14 protein-coding genes and 2 pseudogenes are annotated in these 20,839 nt (G+C 43.9%); 4 read left to right on the top strand and 12 right to left on the bottom strand.

Translation table 11 applies throughout. The features are described 5' to 3' along the window. Window positions 1-819: 819 nt before the first annotated feature. From AC4II3_RS20645 to AC4II3_RS20625, 5 genes are all read right to left on the bottom strand, one after another. On the bottom strand, window positions 820-1,947 hold the full coding sequence (locus AC4II3_RS20645; protein WP_488015062.1) for an NAD(P)/FAD-dependent oxidoreductase: 1,128 nt from the start codon (window positions 1,945-1,947) through the stop codon (window positions 820-822). Then, complete coding sequence (locus tag AC4II3_RS20640) at window positions 1,947-4,073, bottom strand: ferritin-like domain-containing protein (RefSeq protein WP_488015060.1); 2,127 nt, start codon at window positions 4,071-4,073, stop codon at window positions 1,947-1,949. Before AC4II3_RS20640 ends, AC4II3_RS20645 begins: the two co-directional genes overlap by 1 nt. A gap of 39 nt (window positions 4,074-4,112) precedes the next feature. After that, a complete protein-coding gene (locus tag AC4II3_RS20635) occupies window positions 4,113-5,528 on the bottom strand; it encodes a radical SAM protein (RefSeq protein WP_488015058.1) in 1,416 nt (471 codons plus the stop codon). Window positions 5,529-5,530: 2 nt separating this feature from the next. After that, window positions 5,531-6,988 carry a hypothetical protein gene (locus AC4II3_RS20630; RefSeq protein ID WP_488015056.1) on the bottom strand — a complete coding sequence of 486 codons (1,458 nt, stop codon included), beginning with the start codon at window positions 6,986-6,988 and terminating at the stop codon, window positions 5,531-5,533. A gap of 93 nt (window positions 6,989-7,081) precedes the next feature. Continuing rightward, a complete protein-coding gene (locus tag AC4II3_RS20625; protein WP_488015054.1) occupies window positions 7,082-7,438 on the bottom strand; it encodes a hypothetical protein in 357 nt (118 codons plus the stop codon). Between the two features lie 698 nt (window positions 7,439-8,136). On the opposite strand from AC4II3_RS20625, the pseudogene AC4II3_RS20620 reads away from it, so the two are divergent. Further along, a pseudogene (locus tag AC4II3_RS20620) lies at window positions 8,137-8,679 on the top strand (ISAs1 family transposase); the annotation flags it as partial. A 267-nt stretch (window positions 8,680-8,946) separates the two neighbouring features. Here the strand turns inward: AC4II3_RS20620 and AC4II3_RS20615 are convergent. The 6 genes from AC4II3_RS20615 to menA form a co-directional block, all read right to left on the bottom strand. After that, window positions 8,947-9,855: an Rpn family recombination-promoting nuclease/putative transposase gene (locus AC4II3_RS20615; RefSeq protein ID WP_488017410.1), complete on the bottom strand. Its 909-nt coding sequence runs from the start codon at window positions 9,853-9,855 to the stop codon at window positions 8,947-8,949. Between the two features lie 380 nt (window positions 9,856-10,235). After that, on the bottom strand, window positions 10,236-11,258 hold the full coding sequence (dusA, locus tag AC4II3_RS20610) for a tRNA dihydrouridine(20/20a) synthase DusA (RefSeq protein ID WP_488015886.1): 1,023 nt from the start codon (window positions 11,256-11,258) through the stop codon (window positions 10,236-10,238). Between the two features lie 136 nt (window positions 11,259-11,394). Beyond that, window positions 11,395-12,933, bottom strand: coding sequence for a 2-succinylbenzoate--CoA ligase (locus AC4II3_RS20605; protein WP_488015888.1), 1,539 nt, complete (start codon window positions 12,931-12,933; stop codon window positions 11,395-11,397). Between the two features lie 79 nt (window positions 12,934-13,012). Continuing rightward, window positions 13,013-13,939: an o-succinylbenzoate synthase gene (locus AC4II3_RS20600; protein ID WP_488015890.1), complete on the bottom strand. Its 927-nt coding sequence runs from the start codon at window positions 13,937-13,939 to the stop codon at window positions 13,013-13,015. Between the two features lie 137 nt (window positions 13,940-14,076). Further along, the gene (gene ubiE, locus AC4II3_RS20595) at window positions 14,077-14,847 is read right to left on the bottom strand and encodes a bifunctional demethylmenaquinone methyltransferase/2-methoxy-6-polyprenyl-1,4-benzoquinol methylase UbiE (protein ID WP_488015892.1); all 771 of its coding nucleotides are present in this window, start codon (window positions 14,845-14,847) and stop codon (window positions 14,077-14,079) included. A gap of 17 nt (window positions 14,848-14,864) precedes the next feature. Then, a complete protein-coding gene (gene menA / locus AC4II3_RS20590) occupies window positions 14,865-15,776 on the bottom strand; it encodes a 2-carboxy-1,4-naphthoquinone phytyltransferase (protein ID WP_488015894.1) in 912 nt (303 codons plus the stop codon). A 1,073-nt stretch (window positions 15,777-16,849) separates the two neighbouring features. On the opposite strand from menA, the gene AC4II3_RS20585 reads away from it, so the two are divergent. From AC4II3_RS20585 to menD, 3 genes and pseudogenes are all read left to right on the top strand, one after another. Further along, complete coding sequence (locus tag AC4II3_RS20585) at window positions 16,850-18,298, top strand: isochorismate synthase (RefSeq protein WP_488017322.1); 1,449 nt, start codon at window positions 16,850-16,852, stop codon at window positions 18,296-18,298. 319 nt (window positions 18,299-18,617) lie between these two features. Next, a complete protein-coding gene (menH, locus tag AC4II3_RS20580; RefSeq protein ID WP_488015901.1) occupies window positions 18,618-19,403 on the top strand; it encodes a 2-succinyl-6-hydroxy-2,4-cyclohexadiene-1-carboxylate synthase in 786 nt (261 codons plus the stop codon). Between the two features lie 113 nt (window positions 19,404-19,516). Further along, a pseudogene (gene menD, locus AC4II3_RS20575) lies at window positions 19,517-20,641 on the top strand (2-succinyl-5-enolpyruvyl-6-hydroxy-3-cyclohexene-1-carboxylic-acid synthase); the annotation flags it as partial. Here menD and AC4II3_RS20570 read toward each other — a convergent pair. Next, window positions 20,584-20,839: pentapeptide repeat-containing protein (locus AC4II3_RS20570; protein ID WP_490722878.1), on the bottom strand; the 256-nt coding region annotated here is incomplete at its 5' end. The pseudogene menD and the gene AC4II3_RS20570 sit on opposite strands and share 58 nt — an antisense overlap.

Raw genomic sequence — 20,839 nt, 5'->3', positions numbered from 1 at the left:
CCCTACTCCCTACTCCCTACTCCCTACTCCCTACTCCCTACTCCCTACTCCCTAATCCCTGCTCCCTGTTCCCTTTAAATTAAAGTAGTATAATAGTTAAAGGACTATTGTAGAGCAGTTGATGGGAATGGCTAACAATACATCTGATGCCCAACTTGACTTTCTCTTAGAGGTACTAAAAGCAACGGCAGAGAGTAGGGGTTATCACAGGGTAAACGCATCTTAATTTGGTATAAATGGTAATAGACAAAAAAAATGATTAACTCAATTTTTTGTGAAATTCGAATAAATCCCATCCTAAAGCAGTTTTTTGTGTTCAAAGCCAACAAATTTTCCGCTGACTTTAAACAAGAATCAAAGGAGGATTTCCTTAGGAAACCAGAATGTAGAGTACTCTCAAATCGACCAAGGATAATACAGCCAATAATTGATAATAAGTTGTGCTTATTGAGAATCAACAGGATCATTCTAGATTTTTGCTCAGGGGGTGACAAGCTAATTGAAAATCTTACAGGGGTTAGGTTTTAGGGGTTAGGTTAATGGTAAAATTGTCAAGCGGGATGGATTGATTAAAACTATCTATGAACTTGAATTGGTGAAAATTGCTTCAATTGCTGGGAAATACAAATGACACCGATGCGCTCATTTTACCCAATACCTAAAACCTAAAACCTAAAACCTAAAACCTAAAACCCAACACCTATCTAGGTTTAAGCTTTGTTGTCACCCCGTGAGAGATTTTTGATACTATTGTTTAATTTTTAAATGTAAATGATGATACAAATTTAGATGCGTTTACCCTGAGTGAAGAACCGATTTTTATGATTGGACTAACCTAAAATCTACTAACTGATAAAGTTGTATGTCGTGGAGTATTTGATCAAATTGAGGGTATAGAATATTTAGAATATGATACATGCAATGCAACTCCGAAGACCAATTTTTTTGAAACCCAAATGCCTCTTCATAAAAGCGAGTGCATCCCTGTAGATGAGAAATGAATGAATAAGTCAGGCGAGAGCAGTAATGTTGGAGTCCAGCTTCTAGGGGCAGGCGATCACTCAAAATTCCATCTAGGACTGCCGCCATGAGAATAGCACTCCGCAAAGCAAAAGGGGTGCCTTCACCGCTAACGGGATCGAGTTTGATGGCTGCTTTTCCTAGCAAAAACCATCCGACCCCGCACAACGGTTGACGAATATAGGGGGCACAAGGAAAACAGCGAATTGAATTTACGTTGTTAACGCGGGAACCGATCCCCCGACTTTGGTAGAGAGATTCCAACAAAGCTTGTTGAGGAGTATTAGGAGCAGAGGGGATACAACCCTGAATAATCGTGCGACGCTCAGAAAGCGGAGCAGAAAATAACCAACTATCTGCCAATGACTCTATGTAACAGCAAGAGTCATTGGCAGATATACTTTCCCCTTCTGTGGTCACCATTATCCGTTGCCCTCCCCCCAGAACAGACCAGTTCACCTCCGGAGGCACAGTCGTCGCGTTAGTGTGTATAACCCACTGATAAGGTCTCAACAGTTCACTCATCGTAGTAGGATCAGGGGGATGATCGGGATCGATAGGATGGATTTTGCTCGCTCGCGCAACCTGGGATTGTCTGAGCAAAGTCAATAGAGTATTGGAGGACAAAGCCAAAGCTGGCTGGGATACCTTCACAGGACTGTGGGAAGACCCCCATCTCACCCAACGATGAGTGAGCCGGTATCCATAGGCTTGTAAAGAGATATCAGGAAATAGAATGCCAAGCAGGGCCTCGCTGACATCATTGAGGACAAGAGATGGTCCGTGGGAGTCCTTCGTCGGGTCCCCAATCAAATCACAGGAACGCCCCACTTTGGCTAGAGCTGCCACAGAAGCCAGCGCACTTAATCCGTTGCCAACAACAGCGATAGACGGTGTTGTTGGCTGATTCTGCTTATGAAAGTCCATTAGAACTCTGCTTCACAGACGACATCTTCAAAGTATTTAATCACGTCTTCTACCTTGTCCTCGTGACCTTTCTTGAGAGTACGTGCCAGAACTGGCTCTTGTTTAGTCCCAGATTCAACTGACAGTAAATTAATGCCTTCAGAAATGTCAGGAAGGGTAGTCTCCTTGATAATCCCCGCATTCACCAACTCTTGTTTGAGTTTGTTGAGCAAAGTTTTAGCCGCTGCTGAGGATGTTACTCGGGGATCCCCTTTTAGCCATTCTGGAAATGTAAATAGGGGGGTCATTCCCTTTCGAGCTAAGACAAAGTTGACCTGATTCATGTCAGTCATCAAGGTAATAGCACAACGCAATCCTTTACTACTGACATTTTCATCCTGGCAGGCAAAGGCAATTTTCAATAAAATTAAGAGGGCTGAGTAAAGAACATTACTTTGCTCTTGTAACTGCGGACCCTCCCCTGAAGTTTCCTGATGGGGTTCCCCATAAAGCTTTCCCCCGGGGATTATTGGATTACCAGGATGATCACTGGGTTGCTGCCATTGACCAAGACGAATATAACCCGGTAAATCACCGCGATCATTATCGCTGAAGAATGCCAAGTTTTGCTGGGCTGTGCTAAAACGCACGTAATGCCCTTCCCCTTCATCAATGATGAGTTTGATGATCTCCACGGCACGAAGCTGGGTTTCAGGAGTCTCGAATTCCTGGGGATCCAGATTCTGTAAGGATTGCTGTATGCCAACATACATGCCATCCAGACCAACTACAGTTGATCGACTAGGACGTTCAACGTCAACAAACCACTGTAACTGAGAACTGGTTAAACTTTGCAGGTAGAAAGGTATTTGGAAGCGCCGCCCCAGCTTCGGAGCTCGCTGGATAGTGGTGTCAGCACCCAAGAGCTTTAGAACTTCGTTAGCCCAGCGGAAATGGCGCATTTCGTCAATGGCAATCTCGAAGATTTCATGAGCTCCTTTCCACAGCCGGAAATCCTCTAAACTAGTATCCTCTGGTTCTTCTTGAGGGACATTCACAGAATAGTAAGCGTAGAGATACTGCACTGCCAGGGCATGTTCTACGGTGGCGAGATAGGCTAATTCCTCTTTGATCTGCTCAAGAGTGAGTGGGTTACCGGAGGGAGGTGTTGCCGGTTTGTAGGACTGACCGCACTCCCGACCATTGACAACAGGACGTAGCTGCTCCCAATCAGTCATCATTTCAGCATAGTCGATCTCCCGCAATCGCCGACCATTATAGCTGTTAGCAATATCCTCTGTTTGGGGTTCGACTTGCCAATTTTTACGCTGAAAATTGAGATAGGGATAAGAGCCATCCTCACTAGCATTGACATCAGGTTTGTTGGATGCCCAATAAAAACATTGACAATCCCGAAAGTCATAAGTCCAGGGAGTACAGAGGGTGCGGGTGAGCTCTCCGGGTTGATAAACATCAGGATCGAGAGTTCCTTGGGCATTGAGGTAGGGGGCGCGGTTTGCAATTAAAACAGCCCATTTTAAATCGGTTTCCGGTCGCTCCACATAACCACCAGTAATAGTAGAAAGCCAAAGTTCCTCCAGTTTGTCCTTGGCGGCCTCCAGTTCATCCCCTTCCTCTGGAGGGTTAGGTCCAATTATAATGCCAACCTTCCCTGGAAATAAGGCATTGACTTTGCGCCAAGGGTAAAGTCCCCCCAATTGCCCCACGCTAGGGTCACTAACATTAACAAAATCGATTGAGGGGGGATTGTGGGAGGGGGGATCGTCGGATTTTTCAACTTGACCTTTGAGAGTCCATAGATAAAGATTTTGCTCGAGATCTGGCTCTTGCAAGCCTAGGTTCAACCATTGCTCTGCCTGATATTCGGGAATTAGGGCGGCTAATCGAGCACCATCAGAACGATAAACCTCGAAATATGTGCCTGGGAAAAAATATTTTTGTAAATTGCGGTTATCCATTTCCAGTCCGGGATAGCAATTGTCTACCCCATCCTCTGGACGGGTGGTTGTCGGATTGCCCGGAACTATATAAGCTGCCCTAGCTGTCAAATTGCGGGGAAAAATTTTCCACTCTTGGGGATTTTGCGGGGGGTTGCCAATCCGCTGGGGGGGTTGATTCTGGCTCATAATGAAAATATCTCCCTTGAAATAATGGATAATTACTGATTATTGGCGAATCATTTCAGGTGATGTGACGAAATAAGTCTCAGGGTCGAGGAAATATTCAGGCTTTTGGGTAGAAAGCTCTGCATAGGAGGCCAGACAGAAATCAAGCCAACCACGAATATAGTCGCAGGCAATTCGACCGCGTTTGCTTACTTCGTGATAGCAACCCCCACCACAGAGGTAACGTGCCCAACAGGTGCAACAAGGTTCCATCGAGTCAACATGGCTGCGCTGTAAGTGTTGTGCTCGAGCACTATAGTCAGAACCCTGCTGTATTGACCCCATCTCCCAATTTGGATCGTCAACTAACCGGTGGCACCCATAAAGCTTTCCTTGAGCATTGACGCTTAAGTAGCCTGCACCCGCACCACAGGGGTAAGGGCGATGGCTACCTCGATGGATTTCGTTGAGTGCTGTTTCAAAGTTAGTGAAGGGAAATCGCTTTCCTTGCAATAAGTGTTGCTTGCAAACTTCACCACATTCAATCATGTGCTCGAGAAACTGCACAAAATCTGAGGCTTGAAATGCATACTCAGGATTGGGAGAAACAAGTACGGGGGCAAATCCAGCGTCATCCACTCCTAAAGACAAGACATGCTCAAGGACGGGCAACAGGCGTCCGGTTTGGGGAGTAACCGTGATGCGGGCTGAGGTATGGGCTGGCGGTTGGGCCTGGAGATGCTTTAGTCCCTTAATCACCTCCCCATAACTCCCTCGCCCGTTAGGGGTTGGTCGAGACCGGTCATTAACATCTTGAGGACCATCCAAACTCAAAGACACATTAAATCGATACTCGGAAAATAATGCTGCATCCTCAGGGGTAATCAGTGTCCCATTCGTTGTAATCGAGAATCGCACCTTATGATGGCTTTCTTCGCCTCGGCGGCGAGCATAGCCAGCAATATGATGTACTAACTGGCGATTGAGTAGGGGTTCTCCCCCCATAAACCCCACAACTAAATCGACATTAGGCTCAGCTTCGGCTATCAGGCGATCAACGGCTTGTTCAGCAACATCCCGAGCCATGAACTGAGCTTTTCCTAGAAATCCCCCTTCGTCGGCATAACAATACTTACAACCGAGGTTGCAGCTTTGAGCCACATTGAGGGAAAGGGAGCGCAGGGGAGGAGGGGATAAGGGTGTTGGCGCGATCGCAGGTTTACCACTTGCCATGGAAAAAACGCTACGGACTTCGACCGCCTTCGAGGTTGTACCCTCTTTCGGGTCATTGAGGAGAACCCAGAAATACTTTGCTGTGGCTGCATCCAGATCAAAAATCCTCGAGCCATCAACCACAAACAGATGTTGACCAAGACTACTTTCAAACAGGCGAAAGTCTCGGGACAATTCTGGTTCTGGGCAAGAGGGGTCCTCTAAGGCCGTGACCGAGGGAGATGGCATTGAAGGGTTACTCATGCTCATGGCTCTCCTTGTTCGCAGGAATTCTCAACAATCTGCAACCACTTCTGCATGACATAGTACTGTCGCTGGGTAATGTACATGGGAGCAGAGTCTGAGCCCCTCATTAAAGCTGGCATTTGATTGTCATAGGGCTGGGGTTCTGCTAGGGGGCTTCGGATCCATTTTTCAAACAACTCAGGTCGTTGAGCTAAACGTTGCTTAAAAACTTCATAGGCTAGGAAACGAGCATGGTTCATCCGTCCTAGTTCGGTTAAAGGTAAAGGATGCCCCGGTCGGGGAGCCATAGGCTCGAAAGGCTCATCAGGGGTGTCTGAAAACGCCAGGTTTCCAAGCTTGGAGCGCAAATTTTGATGATCTAGATTGGAGGCTTCCATCGTCTCGCGGACTCGCTGCATCAGATCGGCAATATCTTTTTCAGTTTCTGCCCAATTCTCTTGCTGGGAGTTGGGGTTTCCAACGAAGGCAGGCTCTAAAACTTCTCCACGCTTCACCAAGTTGCTAAGCCCATCGGCAATGGACACAAAGGGGCGGCGATCCGGTTGGAAATCTTGGGGACAGCAGGTATAGCGTGCGTAGGCTGTGAGTTGTCCGCCAGCAACAGCGGTTGCAGCTCCAGTCAGTGTTACTTTGATCAAGCCATCATTGGAGTCATCCAGGAATCCCAAGCTCTTACCATCAGGCTCTTGGGCATATAGACCTCCTGGGTTTGTGCGATAGTCCTCATCTATGGGCTTCCATAGAGGCCATTTGGCATTGGGATCTAACATACAGTGAATTTTGCGGAGAAACGCAGCCTGATTCTGGGTTTCCGGAACTAAAGCACTGAGATTGCGATCTTTCAGATTCGTGGGACCGTAAACCAATCCTTTTGGAGGGGTAATTCGTAAGCGGATTTCAGGCCAGGTGGGATTAGGACGAATCACCTGAACTTGTCCTAGGGGGATGTCCTTCCCGTCGGGAACTAGGAGGTTATCTTCTTCTGGACTAGTTCCAGCAATAGTACGAGCGCGATGATCGTCCCCAGTGACAGTAACCTCCCCTTCGACTTTATCGCCTTCAGACAATGTATAGTGGTACGCCTTACGATTGGCTGCTTCTACTTTCCAGGTAATGTTACTCAGTTGCAATCCAGCTTCTTGTAAAACATCGATGGTTAAAGGTCCTTCTCTGTCATCGGACAAGCGGGCATGTAACTCGAAAAAGGGGCAGACTGGACGCCAGTGCCCATACTGATCTTGGAACCGAATTTCTTCTGGTAGATAGGCAGAAATGTTACCGTTGGCATCGATTTCAAAGGTAAGTGAGGGTTCAATGACTGTTTCAGCCGTTCCTCGGGGAGAGTAATCATTAGAAGCCCAATGAAAATTCTCCATGGGATAAGGTGACTGACCAAATCGTGCAAACGCTAAGGGGGGGCAAATCCAAATTTCTTCAATCTTTATCGAACTGGGCATATGTATATATTTCTCCCGATTGCATCTCCCAACTAGTCGAAATTATTATTGCAACTAGTTATGTAGTTATCTTTTACGCTTTAGGTTTCCTCATTATTTAACAATGGGGAACACCTCAATTGGCACGTTTCCGGTGTTTTTTACAACAATCTCATTTCCTCGACTACTAGAAGGGTAATAACTGTCGCCTAGGGTACGGCAGGGAAGATAATTTCTATCGGTAAGTGGGAAGCTTGAGATCCCATCGGAAACCTCAAACGAATACTCACCAAAATCAGAACTAGCGCATACAGCAGTAATTACAACTTCCGGGGCGAATGGGCCTTCAAAAGTGTCACCTGGCTCAATAATAAATTGAGCATTTGCGGGAAGAGTGTTTGCCTGAATGATCAGGACGGCAACAGCTACTACTGTCAACCACTTGACAGTCCTATTTATGTATTTTTTCATGATTTTTCCATGGTTTAGCACTGATTATTATATGTTTTATTATCTTTCCAACTCAACGCCTATTTTGTATACCCGAAAAATTACGTAATTTTTCGGGTATACAAAATAGGCATTATCCGCAATTATACATAAATAATATAGCAGTCCTAAATGATTCGTGAAATATATTGGCTAAAGTGATCGCTATAACCTTTTCTCAGCAACGATTCCAGATTTGCCTGATTTTACAAATGATTTAGAATTGCTATATGTAACGAATAGCACGCGCGTGATCAGCCTGAGTTCGATCTAAGGAAATTGGCTCTTAAGCACTTTCAGTGAGAGGTACAGGATTTTATACCCTACCCAAAATTTCTCAATTAGCGAAATTTGTTGAGAAATAGGGCGAGTATAAAAAAATCAATCAGTAAATTTTGTTTAGCTTCATTAAGTAATCTTAAGCACCTAAACAAAATTAAGTAGGTCGGGCTTGAAAAGCTCAGGTATGTTAAGTTAAATAAAGCAATAATACTTTCAATTTTGCGTACGCAACCAGAATTTAGAGTACTCTCAAATCCGCCAAGGATAACACAGCAAATAATTGAGAATGAATTGGGCTTATTGATAATAAACAGGGTGATTCTAGATTTTTGATACTATTGTTTAATTTTTATATGTAAATTTTAATACAAATTTAGATGCGTTTACCCTGATATGAATGGCTAGAGCAATTTTTAGCTTTACCTAAAGGTATCCCAAGTGCAGACACATTTCGCCGAGTGTTTGTTCGCGCAGCGTCTCCTATGGAGTTGCGTATCAACCCAAAAATATTCGAGAGATGTTTTAGACGTTCGGTCGAATCGATAGTTGAGACAGTAGAAGCACAGGTAATTTCCATTGACGGTAAAACTATCAAAGGCTCTTATGATAGAGTACTGGGAAAAACCGCTTTGCACTAACTCAGTGCATGGTCGAGTTAATATCGTCTTGTTTTAGGACAAGTAAAATTAGCTGATAAATCAAAGGAAATCACGGCAATTTCCGCCTTATTAGAATTACTAGATTTAGCTGGATATATCGTAACAATTGATCCTATGGGTACGCAAACTGCCATTGCCTCTCAAATTATCAGTGCCAAAGCTGATTACGTTTTAGCTCTTAAAGCCAATTATCCTACCCTTCATAAACAAGTAAAAGATTGGTTTTATAAAAACCTAGATCAGGGATTTAAAGGGATTACTCATAGTTATGATAAACGGATATAAAAGCGATTCAGCGCGGTCTTGGAGAGGCAGCGCTGCCGTGGTTTCCCCCACTCGCGCTTTGCATCAAGACAAGTTACTAAATAGCTTGTAGGGTGGGCAAAAACCGTTTAGTTTTTTTGATAATTCCAGATCCTAGAATTTTGCCCACCCTACTTAATACTTAATAGGCTACGCTTAAAACCCTCTTTACTATTGCCTATTGCCTCTTGCCTCTTGCCTTAAATGGATAAGCTTTGTCCTCATGACTCTAATAATTGCTATATATCATTGATTATCCCGCAACCAATTCGACAAATCGACCCTCATAGTAAAATCTGCCATAGCAACTCCTAAACCTTCTAATTGTTCTAGAGATAATTGTTGAATTACCTCTAGAATTTCTGAGGGAATTGCACCAAGTTTGCCTTCTAGTTGACGGGATATCACTCCCTGCATTAATAATCTCCCTTCTTCCCGGCCTTGTTCGAGAGCTTGACGAATTTCACCTTTGCGGTCTTCCATAAATACTTCTCGTTTATGTAATTCCTCCAAGTCTTTTCTACTCATATTGGCTTGATTAGCTATGGTTAGCGCCTGAGCAATTTCCGGGATTTCTGATAAGGTATCGGGGATTGCTTCTAAATTTGGGGCTTCCTTCATAAAATATATCCATTTCTCCGATGCCGTTTCTAAGTCTTCTAAACCCCGGGAAAATTTCGGCAGTTCCACAAACACCATGGTTAGGTGTTCGTTTCGGTAGATAAAGTTTTTTTGCTCTTCTTTAAATACAAAACGAGTTAGGTATCGGTCGGTTTCCTCAAACATGGTGAAGTCGGTAATCGTTAAAGCAATCACCGGCTTACGTTTAGAAGACCTTTCCCCAGATTTTAATTGATTTCCATAGGTTTTGGCGAGATTATAGATTACTCGTTCATCAAAAACCGGGACATTTAACACTTGCATTTCAATAATTACCGTGGAGCCGTCATTTAGAATCGCCTTGACATCCAGGTAGGTATCCTTTAACTCCGTAGTATAGCCAGCATTGTATGGGTCAATAATCTCTAAGTTATTTATCCTAGATTCTCCTTGATATATCAGAGCATCTAGAAAGCTAATCAGGACTTCTTTACTTTCAGAGGAACCAAAGATTTTCTTAAAAGCAAAATCGGTTTTGGGGCTGATAAATCTCATGGTTATTTTCTTATGGATGATGGGCGGGCGGGTTTTGAACCATAAAATCTAGATTAGACCAGTATTTTGTCCCTAAATCTGCCACTACCACTATTAATTTTATGATTATTCTATCTTAAAATAGTACAAAAATACTTAATAATATATAAGGGGAGATATGGCAATAAAAAACCGTCAGCTATCAGCCGTCAGCTATAGCAATCCGTGTAGGAATTGATAGAATTCTGAGCCGAATTTCCCTACTCCCTACTCCCTACTCCCTGTTCCCTGTTCCCTGTTCCCTGTTCCCTTTGCTCAAACCATTTGTTTAATCTGAGTAAAGTCACACGCAGCCTGTGCCACAAAGCTGACCGCTGACCGCTGACCGCTGTATGCTTACCCTAAGGAATTTTAGCTAAGGCTTCCCGAACGACATCAGAACCAACACCCAGCAAGCAGGAATTTTCAGTTATATGACGTTTCCAAGCTCTACTACCGGGTTGCCCTGCAAATAATTGCAGCATATGTCGGGTAATTTTGTTAAGCTTAAAACCTTTGGCTACCCAGTGATCAATATAGGAAAACATGGCTTCGACAACCTGATGGCGAGTTGGGGGTATAACTGTCTCGCTATAGATATCACAATCAGCTTTGGCAAACAGATAGGGATTGTCGTAAGCTGCACGCCCAATCATTACCCCATCGACATACTGCCGTTGTTCTTGCACTTGTTCAAGACTAGTGAATCCACCATTAATTTCCACGAATAAGTCAGGTAACTCCTGCTTGAGACGATGGACGTCACTGTAACGTAAGGGTGGGACGTTGCGATTTTCTTTTGGACTCAAACCCTGTAGCCAAGCTTTGCGGGCATGTACAGTAAAATGCTGACAACCGGCCTCTGAGACAATGCGCACAAAGTTAGCCATGTCTTCATAGCGGTCAAGGTGATCAATACCGATACGGTGCTTGACAGTAACGGGTATGTTCACTACTTTAACCATAGCCTCTATACAGCGTGCTACTTGTTCAGGCTGCGCCATCAAACAAGCTCCAAAATTGCCATTTTGCACCCGACTACTGGGACAACCAACGTTGAGATTAATCTGGTCATAGTCCATAGCTTCAGCAATTCGGGCGCATTCAGCTAAGTCACTGGGAGTGTCACCACCAACTTGTAAGACTAGGGGTTTCTCTTGTGGGGAAAAGCCTAGCAAGCGTTCGCGATCGCCATGAAGAATTGCGGCACTGGTGACCATTTCGGTGTAGAGTAATGTCCGTCGTGTAATCTGGCGCATGAAATAGCGATAGTGGCGGTCAGTGCGATCCATCATTGGCGCAATACTTAAGGGATAACCGCTACTAATAATTTTGGATTCAATTAGAAGTGATTCGGGTGAAATAGCTGTACTCGGAGCAGTCATGGGTTGAGGCAGTTATAGCGCTACGCGCAAGGCAAAAGGCAAGAGGCAAAAGGCATGCAATAGCGATGCAGTAAGGGAACAGGGGGTTTAACCCAAAGCGCGACTGCATCAAGAAGCGATCGCATTTATCCCCAGCCTAACAATTTACCTTGAGCTGATTGGTATCGTTGAGTTTCAATTGACTTAAACAGTCTCGCGCAATAACTTTCACTTGCTGATAATTCAATTTCCCTTGACCATTGCGCGGTAAAGATTCTACCGCCACCCAATTCTTGGGACACTTGAATTTACTCAAATTTCCCTCTACCTTCTGTTGCACCATCGCAACAGAAACCTGATCGGAACAAGGCACAAAAACAGCGGTTACCACTTGACCCCAATAGTCATCGGGTAAGCCAATCACACAAACATCACTAACCAGCCCTGTGCCACGAATTACCTGTTCTACCTCAGCGGGAAACACATTTTCACCACCGCTAATAATTTTGTTAGTGCGACGGCCAACAGTATATAAGTAACCCTGTTGATCGAAATAGCCTAAATCGTCGGATTGTAGCGTTTGGAGTCTGTTGGGAAATTTACTTAGCTCAGACTCTAGGGCGAGATTTGTGCTAGGGCTATAGTAGCCATGGAATAAGGACTTTGCCTCAATAGTAATCACACCGGTAGAGAGCGCCTCCACGATTTCCCCAGTACCATTGCGAATCGTCACCTTAGCATGGGGTAACACCTGACCACAACTATTATTGTTAGCACTGTTACCACTGTTACCACTGAGGAAATCCTCAGGTTTAAGGGTGACTACACCAGAAGCGGTTTCGGTCATGCCATAGGTGAGAGCTAAAGGAATACGATACTGTCTTGCTTGTGTTAATAGGGATTCCCACGCCGGAGCACCCCCTAACAAAACTGTCCGAAAGCGGGATAACCACTCAGCCGCATCTTGGTTGATGAGCTTGGCTAGTTGAGTCGGTACCAGAGAGATCAAAAATTCTTTGGGATCAATGTCTCGTCCTTCCCCAGCTTTCAAGGCTTTGAAAGGCAAAATTACCATACGTCCACCGGTGGTTAGCGATCGCATAAACTGCATCAAACCACTGACATGATACAGAGGCAAGACACAAAAGGAATTGACTGGCTTGTTCCCAAAATACTGATGAAACCCTACTACTGATGCCATTAAGGTTTCCCAAGTGTGAATCGCAAAGCGGATTTTGCCAGATGAGCCCCCTGTGGGAATCATAATGAGTGCTGAGTGTTTATTATTGATGATTGAATATTGACTATTGAGTGTTGAGTGTTGATTATTGAGTAGTGATGGCTCAATAATACTGGCTAATTCTCCGATAATTAGATCGGGATGGATTTGGTTAAGGACTTGTTGCCATTCTGGTTTTACCCAGTGGGGATTGCCTAAGAAGACATGACAATTACTGGAAACAGCAGCTAGGAAAGCGGCGAGAAATTTAAGAGGACTTTGCTCTACTAAAAGAATTTTCGGTGCTTTTTCCTGGGAAAGTTGGGAGAATTGCTGACAGTATTGCTCAATGAGTTGGTTAAGTTGCTGACTGTCATAGCCAATCAGCCATTGTTCACCAGAACGTTGTTGGACATAGCTTAGGGGCTGTTGGACGTATGAATCCTGCCGATATTTGCTCTTTAACGCTTCAATCATCTAACCAAATCACCTTAACACCCAAAAACCTTAAACATTCCAACCTTGGCTTTTCGGCCACACGTGCGCGTTCAACCTCTTAATTAAACCAATGGTTGACACCAAAACCTACAGCACGCTTAAAGCCAGAGAGTTCTGCTGCTAGCTGAAGCACCGCTTGTTGACCAATGGTAGTTTCCAAGGCGGATGAAAAGACGGTATCAATTGGATAGGTGTCGCAAAACTGCCGTAGTCGTTTCCGAGACCCTGCGATCGCAGCTTTAATCACAAAAATTCCTCGCCATCCCCGCTGGTAACACTGTTCAAGTTGGTCAAGGGTTGCCACAGATTCATCCAATGCGATCGCAGTGGAATAGTTGTGGCTCATCTGCAACATCACATCGAACTGCTCTGGAGGTAGGGGCTGTTCGATAAACTCAACCGCTCCAATAGTTTCACATACCATCAGCCACTGCTCAGCTTCTGGTTTAGTCAATCCCCCATTGGCATCCAAACGCAATTGGCCAGAAGCAGGTATTGCTTCAACCAACTGCTGAACTATCTTGATTTCATCCTCAATCGGAGCAATACCAATTTTCCATTTAAAGGTTCGGTATCCCTGATTCCAGGGGGCTTCCCAGGACTGTTTTGCTGCTTGATTACTCGGCAACAAGTAACTGTAGTGTTGTTTGCTTTGTTCAAAGTCTTTTGTAGAAAGTCCTTTGCCAATTACTAGCTCCCAAGCCGATTCAAACCCAAATTGACAGCAAGGGAGTTCAGCAGGAATGGCGAAAATCTCCTCTGTAGTAATCTCCTGAGGTAATTGCTCGCAAAAATTAAAGGCTTGTTCCAGAGTTTCCGAACCAAACCAAGGGATAGGAGCAATTTCACCCCAGCCAATGTTCCCGATTTCATCACTAAGGCTAAGAATGATACCTTCTCTGACTGTCCATTGGCCATGACTAGTAGACAACGGATGCTTAAAGGGACGCTGGTATGGGTGAAACTTGAACTTATAATTGGTCATTTATTACAGCGGTTTGCAATTGGGTGAGGTACAAATTTCTGGGTTTTAGGGAACAGGTAACATTTAACAGTAAAACGGTAACAGGGAACAGTAAAAAAATCCTGTGTACCTAATAGTTATGAAAAACGCTGTAATTGCTAATTGCTATTGCGCTGCATCCCAATTCCCGATTCCCGATTCCCGATTCCCGATTCCCGATTCCCGATTCCCTCTTCAACACTTCTAGGTTTAGTCAAGACCAATACGCCTAAGGTTTCGCCAACAATCGGGTAGTGAGTTGCACGAAAGCCTACTTGCTGTGCTAAAGATTCTTGCTCCGGACCACGGGGGAATCGCTGTACACTAGGCCAGATATAGGCATACTCTTCCTCAAGTCCTTGCTGACTGGCTAGGGGAACAACAATAGTTTCCATATACCACTGTTGAAACTGCCGAAACAGAGGCTGAGACGGTAAGTGAAAGTCAAGAATTGCTGCTTTAGCCCCTGGTTTAAGAATACGGTAAATTTCCTTTAGGCTCTTGGGAATATCTACGACATTACGTAATCCATATCCCATAGTTGCTCCGTCAAAGGTATTGTCAGCAAATGGTAAATCTAAAACATCCGCCTTTACCCAGTCAATCTGTGGTTCAGAGGATTTTTGTTTTGCGATCGCTAACATCTGGGGAGCAAAATCTACTCCATACACCTTTCCTAGAGTGCCTACTTTCTCCGCTAATAGTCGAGTCAGGTCTCCACTGCCACAACACAGGTCAACAAAGGTATCTCCTGGCTTAGGTTCAGCCCATTTAACCGTCATCAGCTTCCAAATGCGATGCTGACCCCAACTGATCCTGTCATTAAGCTGGTCATAGTTAGAAGAGATGTTATCAAAAATTCCCTGAATCGCCTGGGATTGGTCTGACATGATTCGTTCAATTAAGGTTAGTTAAGGTTAATTACGAAACCGACACCCAACAAGAGTCCACTCCAAAAATGTAGCGCTACGGCAATAAACTTACAATTACTCACCTTTTGCGGTTGGTTGTAATTAGCGTTAACATGGCGGCAAAGCTTGATAGCAAAGGGCAATCCTACCAAACTGAGTAATGTCCATATTGGGAATAGCCCTATGATCACAAACCCAGCAGTAGCAGCGAATAGGCTTCCACAAATCCAGGGCAACAGTTGAGCACCCCGTTTGGTGCCAAGGCGAACAATAGGCGATCGCTTCCCAGCTGCTATATCATCCTCTACTTGGTGAAAATGGGAGCAAAATAGAATTAACGTAGTCGCCAGACCGACAATTATCGATGCCGCCAGGTTAGTGACAGACCAAGTCTGGGTTTGACTGTAGTAGGCAGCTGACATACCTAACGGACCAAAGCTCAAAAAGACCAGAATCTCTCCTAGACCTTGGTAGCCCAAGCGGAAGGGAGGTCCCTGGTACATATAGCCAAGGCTACAGCATAGGAGTACTAACCCCATCACCGTTAAGTCTTGCTGCCACCAGCAGATCAGTAGCATGCCAAGGATACCCAGTCCTAAACACAGGTTCCCTAGCCAAAAAATTAACGATTTGTTTCCCGTCAGGTTCACTATCGAGTGAGCTTTGTTTTTATCAATCCCAGTCTCAGAGTCAAACACATCGTTACTCAGATTCTCCCAAGCCAGAATCAGAATCGAAGCACTGACAAAGGTCAAAAATATCGTCCAATTGAGGTGATTGGTCTCAAACCATGCCACAGCTGCTGCCACCCAAACATACATAATTGCCACGCTATACATGGGAGGCTTGATAGCTGCTAGCCACAATTTCCGTTTAGAGTTAGGAATTTTAATTGTGTTTGTTGTCATAATAGTCCCGGAATATGAATGCAAGTCGTGCTAGACTGACCGTCAAACCATCAACCAATACTGCTGGGACTGTTCAAGCTTTGGGTCAACGGTCTTCAACGGTGTTAAGGGGCTGACTAGCAGAATACCATTAATCCCAATCAAGGTCGTGAATTTATAATACGTCAATTTATGTAAATTTTATTGACAAAATATTAACTCAAGTGTTCAAAAAACTACTATTACTATAGGACTTACGCAAAACTGAACCCCAAACTATATAAGTAGTAGGGTGCCTTATTAACGCACCCTGTAAGTCTTGTAAGCAATCCTAAAAAGTATGACCAGTAATGTAAAAGTGCTAGCACGGGATACTCTAGATATCAAGTCGAAACAGCAAAGATTTGGACTGCCATTTAAATTGGTAGGCTTAGCTTTTTAAGAGAAGTAGCCTTGATGAAAACTGAAGTGGTGTCTACCCAAAAGGGCAGCTTTTTATTTGTAGTAGGTTGGAAAAATTAATCAGGGATTATCTATACTGGTATCCCCTTGATTTCCGTCTTGACTAATGACCCAATAAATGATTGGTCATCAAAACCAAAATTTTTACTACCAAAACTAGGGCTCATCATTAAAAAAAAATGATGGTTAGCAATTCTAGGGTAAGGGCAAGAAAAATTAAACCAAAATGTGATAGCCATGCAGAGGTGCGACCCGTGGCGAATTTAATTCTTAATGCGGAAAACGCACCATTACGGTCATGGGGGAAACCCCCATGAGCGACTGCATCAAGAATAGAGCAAGGATTATAACCATAGTAAGCCTTGATCCTCAAAATTATTGCAATAATTTTTCAATAGTTGTGATAATACCCCCTATTTATTGATTTTTGCCCTTACCCTGCTTTTCTTAATTGCCAAACATGCTGATAATTGATCATTAGTCACTATAAAGTCTGTGAATTAAATAAGTTATGTAAATACAAATTAAGAAATATGTAGTAAAGAGCGTTCGCGCAGCGTGGCCTACGGCCAATCGCGTTTGTGTTGTCGTTCATTTAGGTAAACACTCCTATAATTCAAGAAAGCCTATATATGTCAGTCATTCCCTGCCCTGCTAACCTCTTTCATGAGGCTAAAGAGTTACATCAGTTTCTCTTAGCCTGCCAGAAAAAATCTCAAAAACAAGGTATTGCCAAAATAGCCAGTATTTCTCAAGAAATTTCTCCCCTCGACCCACTGGCAGTTTTTCAGGCAATTCGGGATAGAGCCGCCCCTTTTACCACCACGCCCGAGCCCCTACACTTCTATTTTGAAAATAGAAGTAATCAAGAATCAATTGTTGCTATTGATTCTGCTGTCTCCCTTAAGTTACCTGGTGAGCAACGCTTCTATAAAGCGCAAAAATTTATCGACTCATGTCTAGCTAACACCATAATTAGTGGTAAAATAGAGCAGCGATTTGCTGGACCTCATTTCTTCTGTAGCTTTACGTTTTTTGGTGATAAGCTTAATAGTAACAACCCTTTCCCATCTGCCACTATTTTTCTACCTCGCTGGCAAATTTCACTTTGTCAAAGCCGATGTGTAGTAGTGGCTAATCTTGAAATCAATTCTCAAGTTAATCTGGATTGGCTGGTCGAAAGCGTATGGAGGCAGTTCAATCTAATCACCTCTTCTGGTCGTCTGCTCTACTGTTTTACTGGTAAGGCTAACCATCATGAATTTCTCAAGCAAGATTCAAAAAAAGCCAAAGACTTCAAGTTATCGGTTTCATCAGCCTTAAAATCTATCCAAGCCAATCAATTTAGCAAAATTGTCCTTTCCCAAGCCGTGGATGTCGTCTCACCAATACCCTTTAATCTGGTAGATTCTCTGGACAATTTGCGCCATAATTATCCAGATTGCTATATTTTTTCCATCAGTAACGGCAAAGGTAAAAACTTTATTGGCGCTAGTCCTGAACGTCTGATTAGTATTTACGACCATCAGTTAGTGACGGATGCTTTAGCAGGGTCTGCTCCACGAGGTAAAACCCCAGCTGAAGATGCGGATTTGGCGAACCAATTACTTAGTAGTGAAAAAGAGAGACGTGAACATAACGCAGTCAGTGAATTTATTATCCAACGTCTTTGTCAACTGGGTTTGGAACTAGATTTTTACCCATCTCCCCAACTGCTGAAACTGTCGAATATTCAGCATTTATGGACTCCGATTAAAGCAGCATTACCAGCTGATGTCAATCCCCTAGATATTATAGCGAAACTGCATCCTACTCCAGCAGTGGCTGGTGTTCCTACCAAAATTGCTTGTCAGCAAATCCGACACTACGAAAGCTTTGACCGTTCTCTGTATGCTGCTCCCCTCGGATGGATAGATTATCAAGGCAATAGTGAATTTATCGTTGGGATTCGGTCTGCTTTGATAGCAGGTAATCACGCTCGACTCTACGCTGGTGCTGGAATTGTTGCTGGTTCTGATCCCAATAAAGAACTCGCAGAAATTAACCTGAAGCTAATGGTGCTTCTTAAAGGCTTAGTGTAAGCCTGTGTTCATGGATCGTTGCTGTTGGATAATCAGTTATAGCCGTTCTCAAGACGAGTGAGCGACATTGCTGATCCCTTTAAGGCAAAAGGCAATAGGCATGCTAGCAATAGTAAAGAGGGTTTTAAGCGATGGAGCGCGGTCTTGGGGAGCCAGTGCCGCCAAAGGGGGTTCCCCCCATGAGCAACTGGCGTGGTTTCCCCCACTCGCTATTGCATCAAGACAGGTAATCAGTGTCAAATGATAATATACCTCATAACTGGGATAAACGCTATAAAATAATTTCGATATCATGAATTGTAATAATTATAGTTGATAAATGGGATATAAATTTAACTATGAGTTAAGAGGAAACCCAGAGAAACCACGGATTCTTTTTTGCCATGGATTCATGGGTAGCAGCCAGGAATTTGATGAAGCAATATCATTACTTTGTGAGGAATTTTGTTGTCTAGCTGTTGATTTACCTGGTCATGGTAAAACCAAAGTTTTAGGTGGGGATGAATGCTACACCATGCCCAACACTGCTCACGCCTTAAAGAACTTACTAGAGCAGTTAAACTTTGAACCATGCTTTTTAGTTGGCTATTCTATGGGAGGTCGATTGGCTCTCTACATGACCATTCATTTCCCCCAATGTTTTAGTAAAGTAGTACTCGAATCAGCATCTCCAGGGCTAAAGACTGAAGAAGAACAATTAAAACGCCGTCAACGAGATTGGCAAATTGCCGAAAAATTGGAAACTGGAGATTTATTGACCTTCTTATCAAATTGGTACAATCAGCCTCTGTTCAGCTCCCTCAAGCAGCATCCTAACTTTGAACAGATGATCAAGATTCGACAACAAAATAATCCTCTGGCATTAGCTAAATCTCTGCGTCATATGAGTACAGGATGCCAACCATCTCTGTGGGAATCACTCCAACATAATCAAATTCCTTTGCTTTTGCTAGTCGGAGACTATGATCATAAATTTAAATCGATTAACTCAGAAATAGTAACACGTTGTCCAGAAGCTCAGTTAAACGTTATTGCTGATTGTGGACATAACATCCATTTTGAGAATGTCAATGAATTTGTTAAAAATGTCAGAGAATTTTTGTAGTAATTAAAAATTAGGGATTAGGAATTAGGAATTAGGGTAGTCAACCGGCAACCGTCAACAAAATCGAATCAACATTTACAATAATCAAATTAAATGGTGATTAACCTAATTGAATGCCTATTGATTTTCGCAACACCAATAGCCTCTGGGCTTCCATCCTGGTAGAAACCCTACAGCGCTTGGGATTGACCACAGCAATCATCTGTCCAGGGTCACGCTCAACCCCTCTAACTGTTGCGTTTGCTCAACACCCACAGATTGAGGCGATTCCAGTTCTGGATGAACGCTCAGCCAGCTTTTTCGCCTTAGGCATTGCTCGACAATCGGGAAAACCAGTTGTACTGGTTTGTACCTCTGGCACGGCTGGGGCTAATTTCTATCCCGCTGTGATTGAAGCCAGAGAAAGCCGAATACCACTATTGGTATTGACTGCTGACCGTCCCCCAGAACTCCATGATTGTCATTCCGGACAAACCATTGACCAAATCAAATTATACGGCAACTATCCCAACTGGCAAAGTACCCTAGCGGTACCTCAAGCTGATATCAGTATGCTCCGTTATCTACGGCAAACCGTAGTTCATGCTTGGGAGCGAGCCTGCTTTGGCAGCACTGCGCTAACACATTTTCCTACCCCTGGTCCAGTACACCTAAATCTACCCTTCCGTGACCCTCTCCCACCTATTACCGACACAAGCACTAACCCATTAAAATCCCAATTACAACCAGAAGAATTCTTCGCTCACTGTCAGGAGCAAGCTGTAACTGACAACGTGCAAGCTACAACTTATAACCTGCAACCTGCAATCGGTAAAGTCATACAGCAGTGGCAAGAATCCCAGGAAGGAATAATTATCGCTGGTCCAGCTCAACCCCAAAATCCCAAAGACTATTGTAATGCGATCGCATCCTTGTCCAAAACCTTAAGATGGCCCGTATTAGCAGAAGGGCTCTCACCGGTAAGAAACTATTGCGACCTCAATCCCGATTTAATTTCCACCTATGACTTGATCCTGCGTAATCCACGATTAGCGCAACAGCTAAAACCCAAAATGGTTATTCACATCGGTGAACTACCGATTAGCAAAGAACTGCGTGCTTGGTTGGATAAATGTCAACCGCGACGCTGGGTGATTGACCCTAGTCACCACAACCTCGACCCCCTTCATGGCAAAACAACTCATTTGCGGATGAGTGTAGAACAACTGGGGATATGGGTAAAGGAGTTGAAAGTTAACCAGTTGAAGGTTGACGGTTCACTACCGTTGAAGGTTGAAAGGTTGAAGGTTGAAAGGTTGAAGGTTGACGGTTCACTACCGTTGAAGGTTGACGGTTCTAACCTGCAACCAGATAACCTGCAACCTGATAACCTGCAACCAGATAACCTGCAACCAGATAACCTGCAACCTGATAACCTGCAACCAGATAACCTGCAA

The sequence above is a fragment of the Moorena sp. genome, from assembly GCF_982860115.1.
The sequence above is the reverse complement of the archived record's forward strand: the minus strand, read 5'-3'. Positions and strand labels throughout refer to the sequence as shown.

Bases quoted from the DNA above. Each gene is read 5' to 3' on its own strand.
- AC4II3_RS20640 (WP_488015060.1), bottom strand. From the start codon at position 4,073: ATGAGCCAGAATCAACCCCCCCAGCGGATTGGCAACCCCCCGCAAAAT.
- AC4II3_RS20615 (WP_488017410.1), bottom strand. From the start codon at position 9,855: ATGAGATTTATCAGCCCCAAAACCGATTTTGCTTTTAAGAAAATCTTT.
- AC4II3_RS20635 (WP_488015058.1), bottom strand. From the start codon at position 5,528: ATGAGTAACCCTTCAATGCCATCTCCCTCGGTCACGGCCTTAGAGGAC.
- AC4II3_RS20585 (WP_488017322.1), top strand. From the start codon at position 16,850: ATGTCAGTCATTCCCTGCCCTGCTAACCTCTTTCATGAGGCTAAAGAG.
- AC4II3_RS20625 (WP_488015054.1), bottom strand. From the start codon at position 7,438: ATGAAAAAATACATAAATAGGACTGTCAAGTGGTTGACAGTAGTAGCT.
- dusA (WP_488015886.1), bottom strand. From the start codon at position 11,258: ATGACTGCTCCGAGTACAGCTATTTCACCCGAATCACTTCTAATTGAA.
- menH (WP_488015901.1), top strand. From the start codon at position 18,618: ATGGGATATAAATTTAACTATGAGTTAAGAGGAAACCCAGAGAAACCA.
- AC4II3_RS20630 (WP_488015056.1), bottom strand. From the start codon at position 6,988: ATGCCCAGTTCGATAAAGATTGAAGAAATTTGGATTTGCCCCCCCTTA.
- ubiE (WP_488015892.1), bottom strand. From the start codon at position 14,847: ATGTCAGACCAATCCCAGGCGATTCAGGGAATTTTTGATAACATCTCT.
- AC4II3_RS20605 (WP_488015888.1), bottom strand. From the start codon at position 12,933: ATGATTGAAGCGTTAAAGAGCAAATATCGGCAGGATTCATACGTCCAA.
- menA (WP_488015894.1), bottom strand. From the start codon at position 15,776: ATGACAACAAACACAATTAAAATTCCTAACTCTAAACGGAAATTGTGG.
- AC4II3_RS20600 (WP_488015890.1), bottom strand. From the start codon at position 13,939: ATGACCAATTATAAGTTCAAGTTTCACCCATACCAGCGTCCCTTTAAG.
- AC4II3_RS20645 (WP_488015062.1), bottom strand. From the start codon at position 1,947: ATGGACTTTCATAAGCAGAATCAGCCAACAACACCGTCTATCGCTGTT.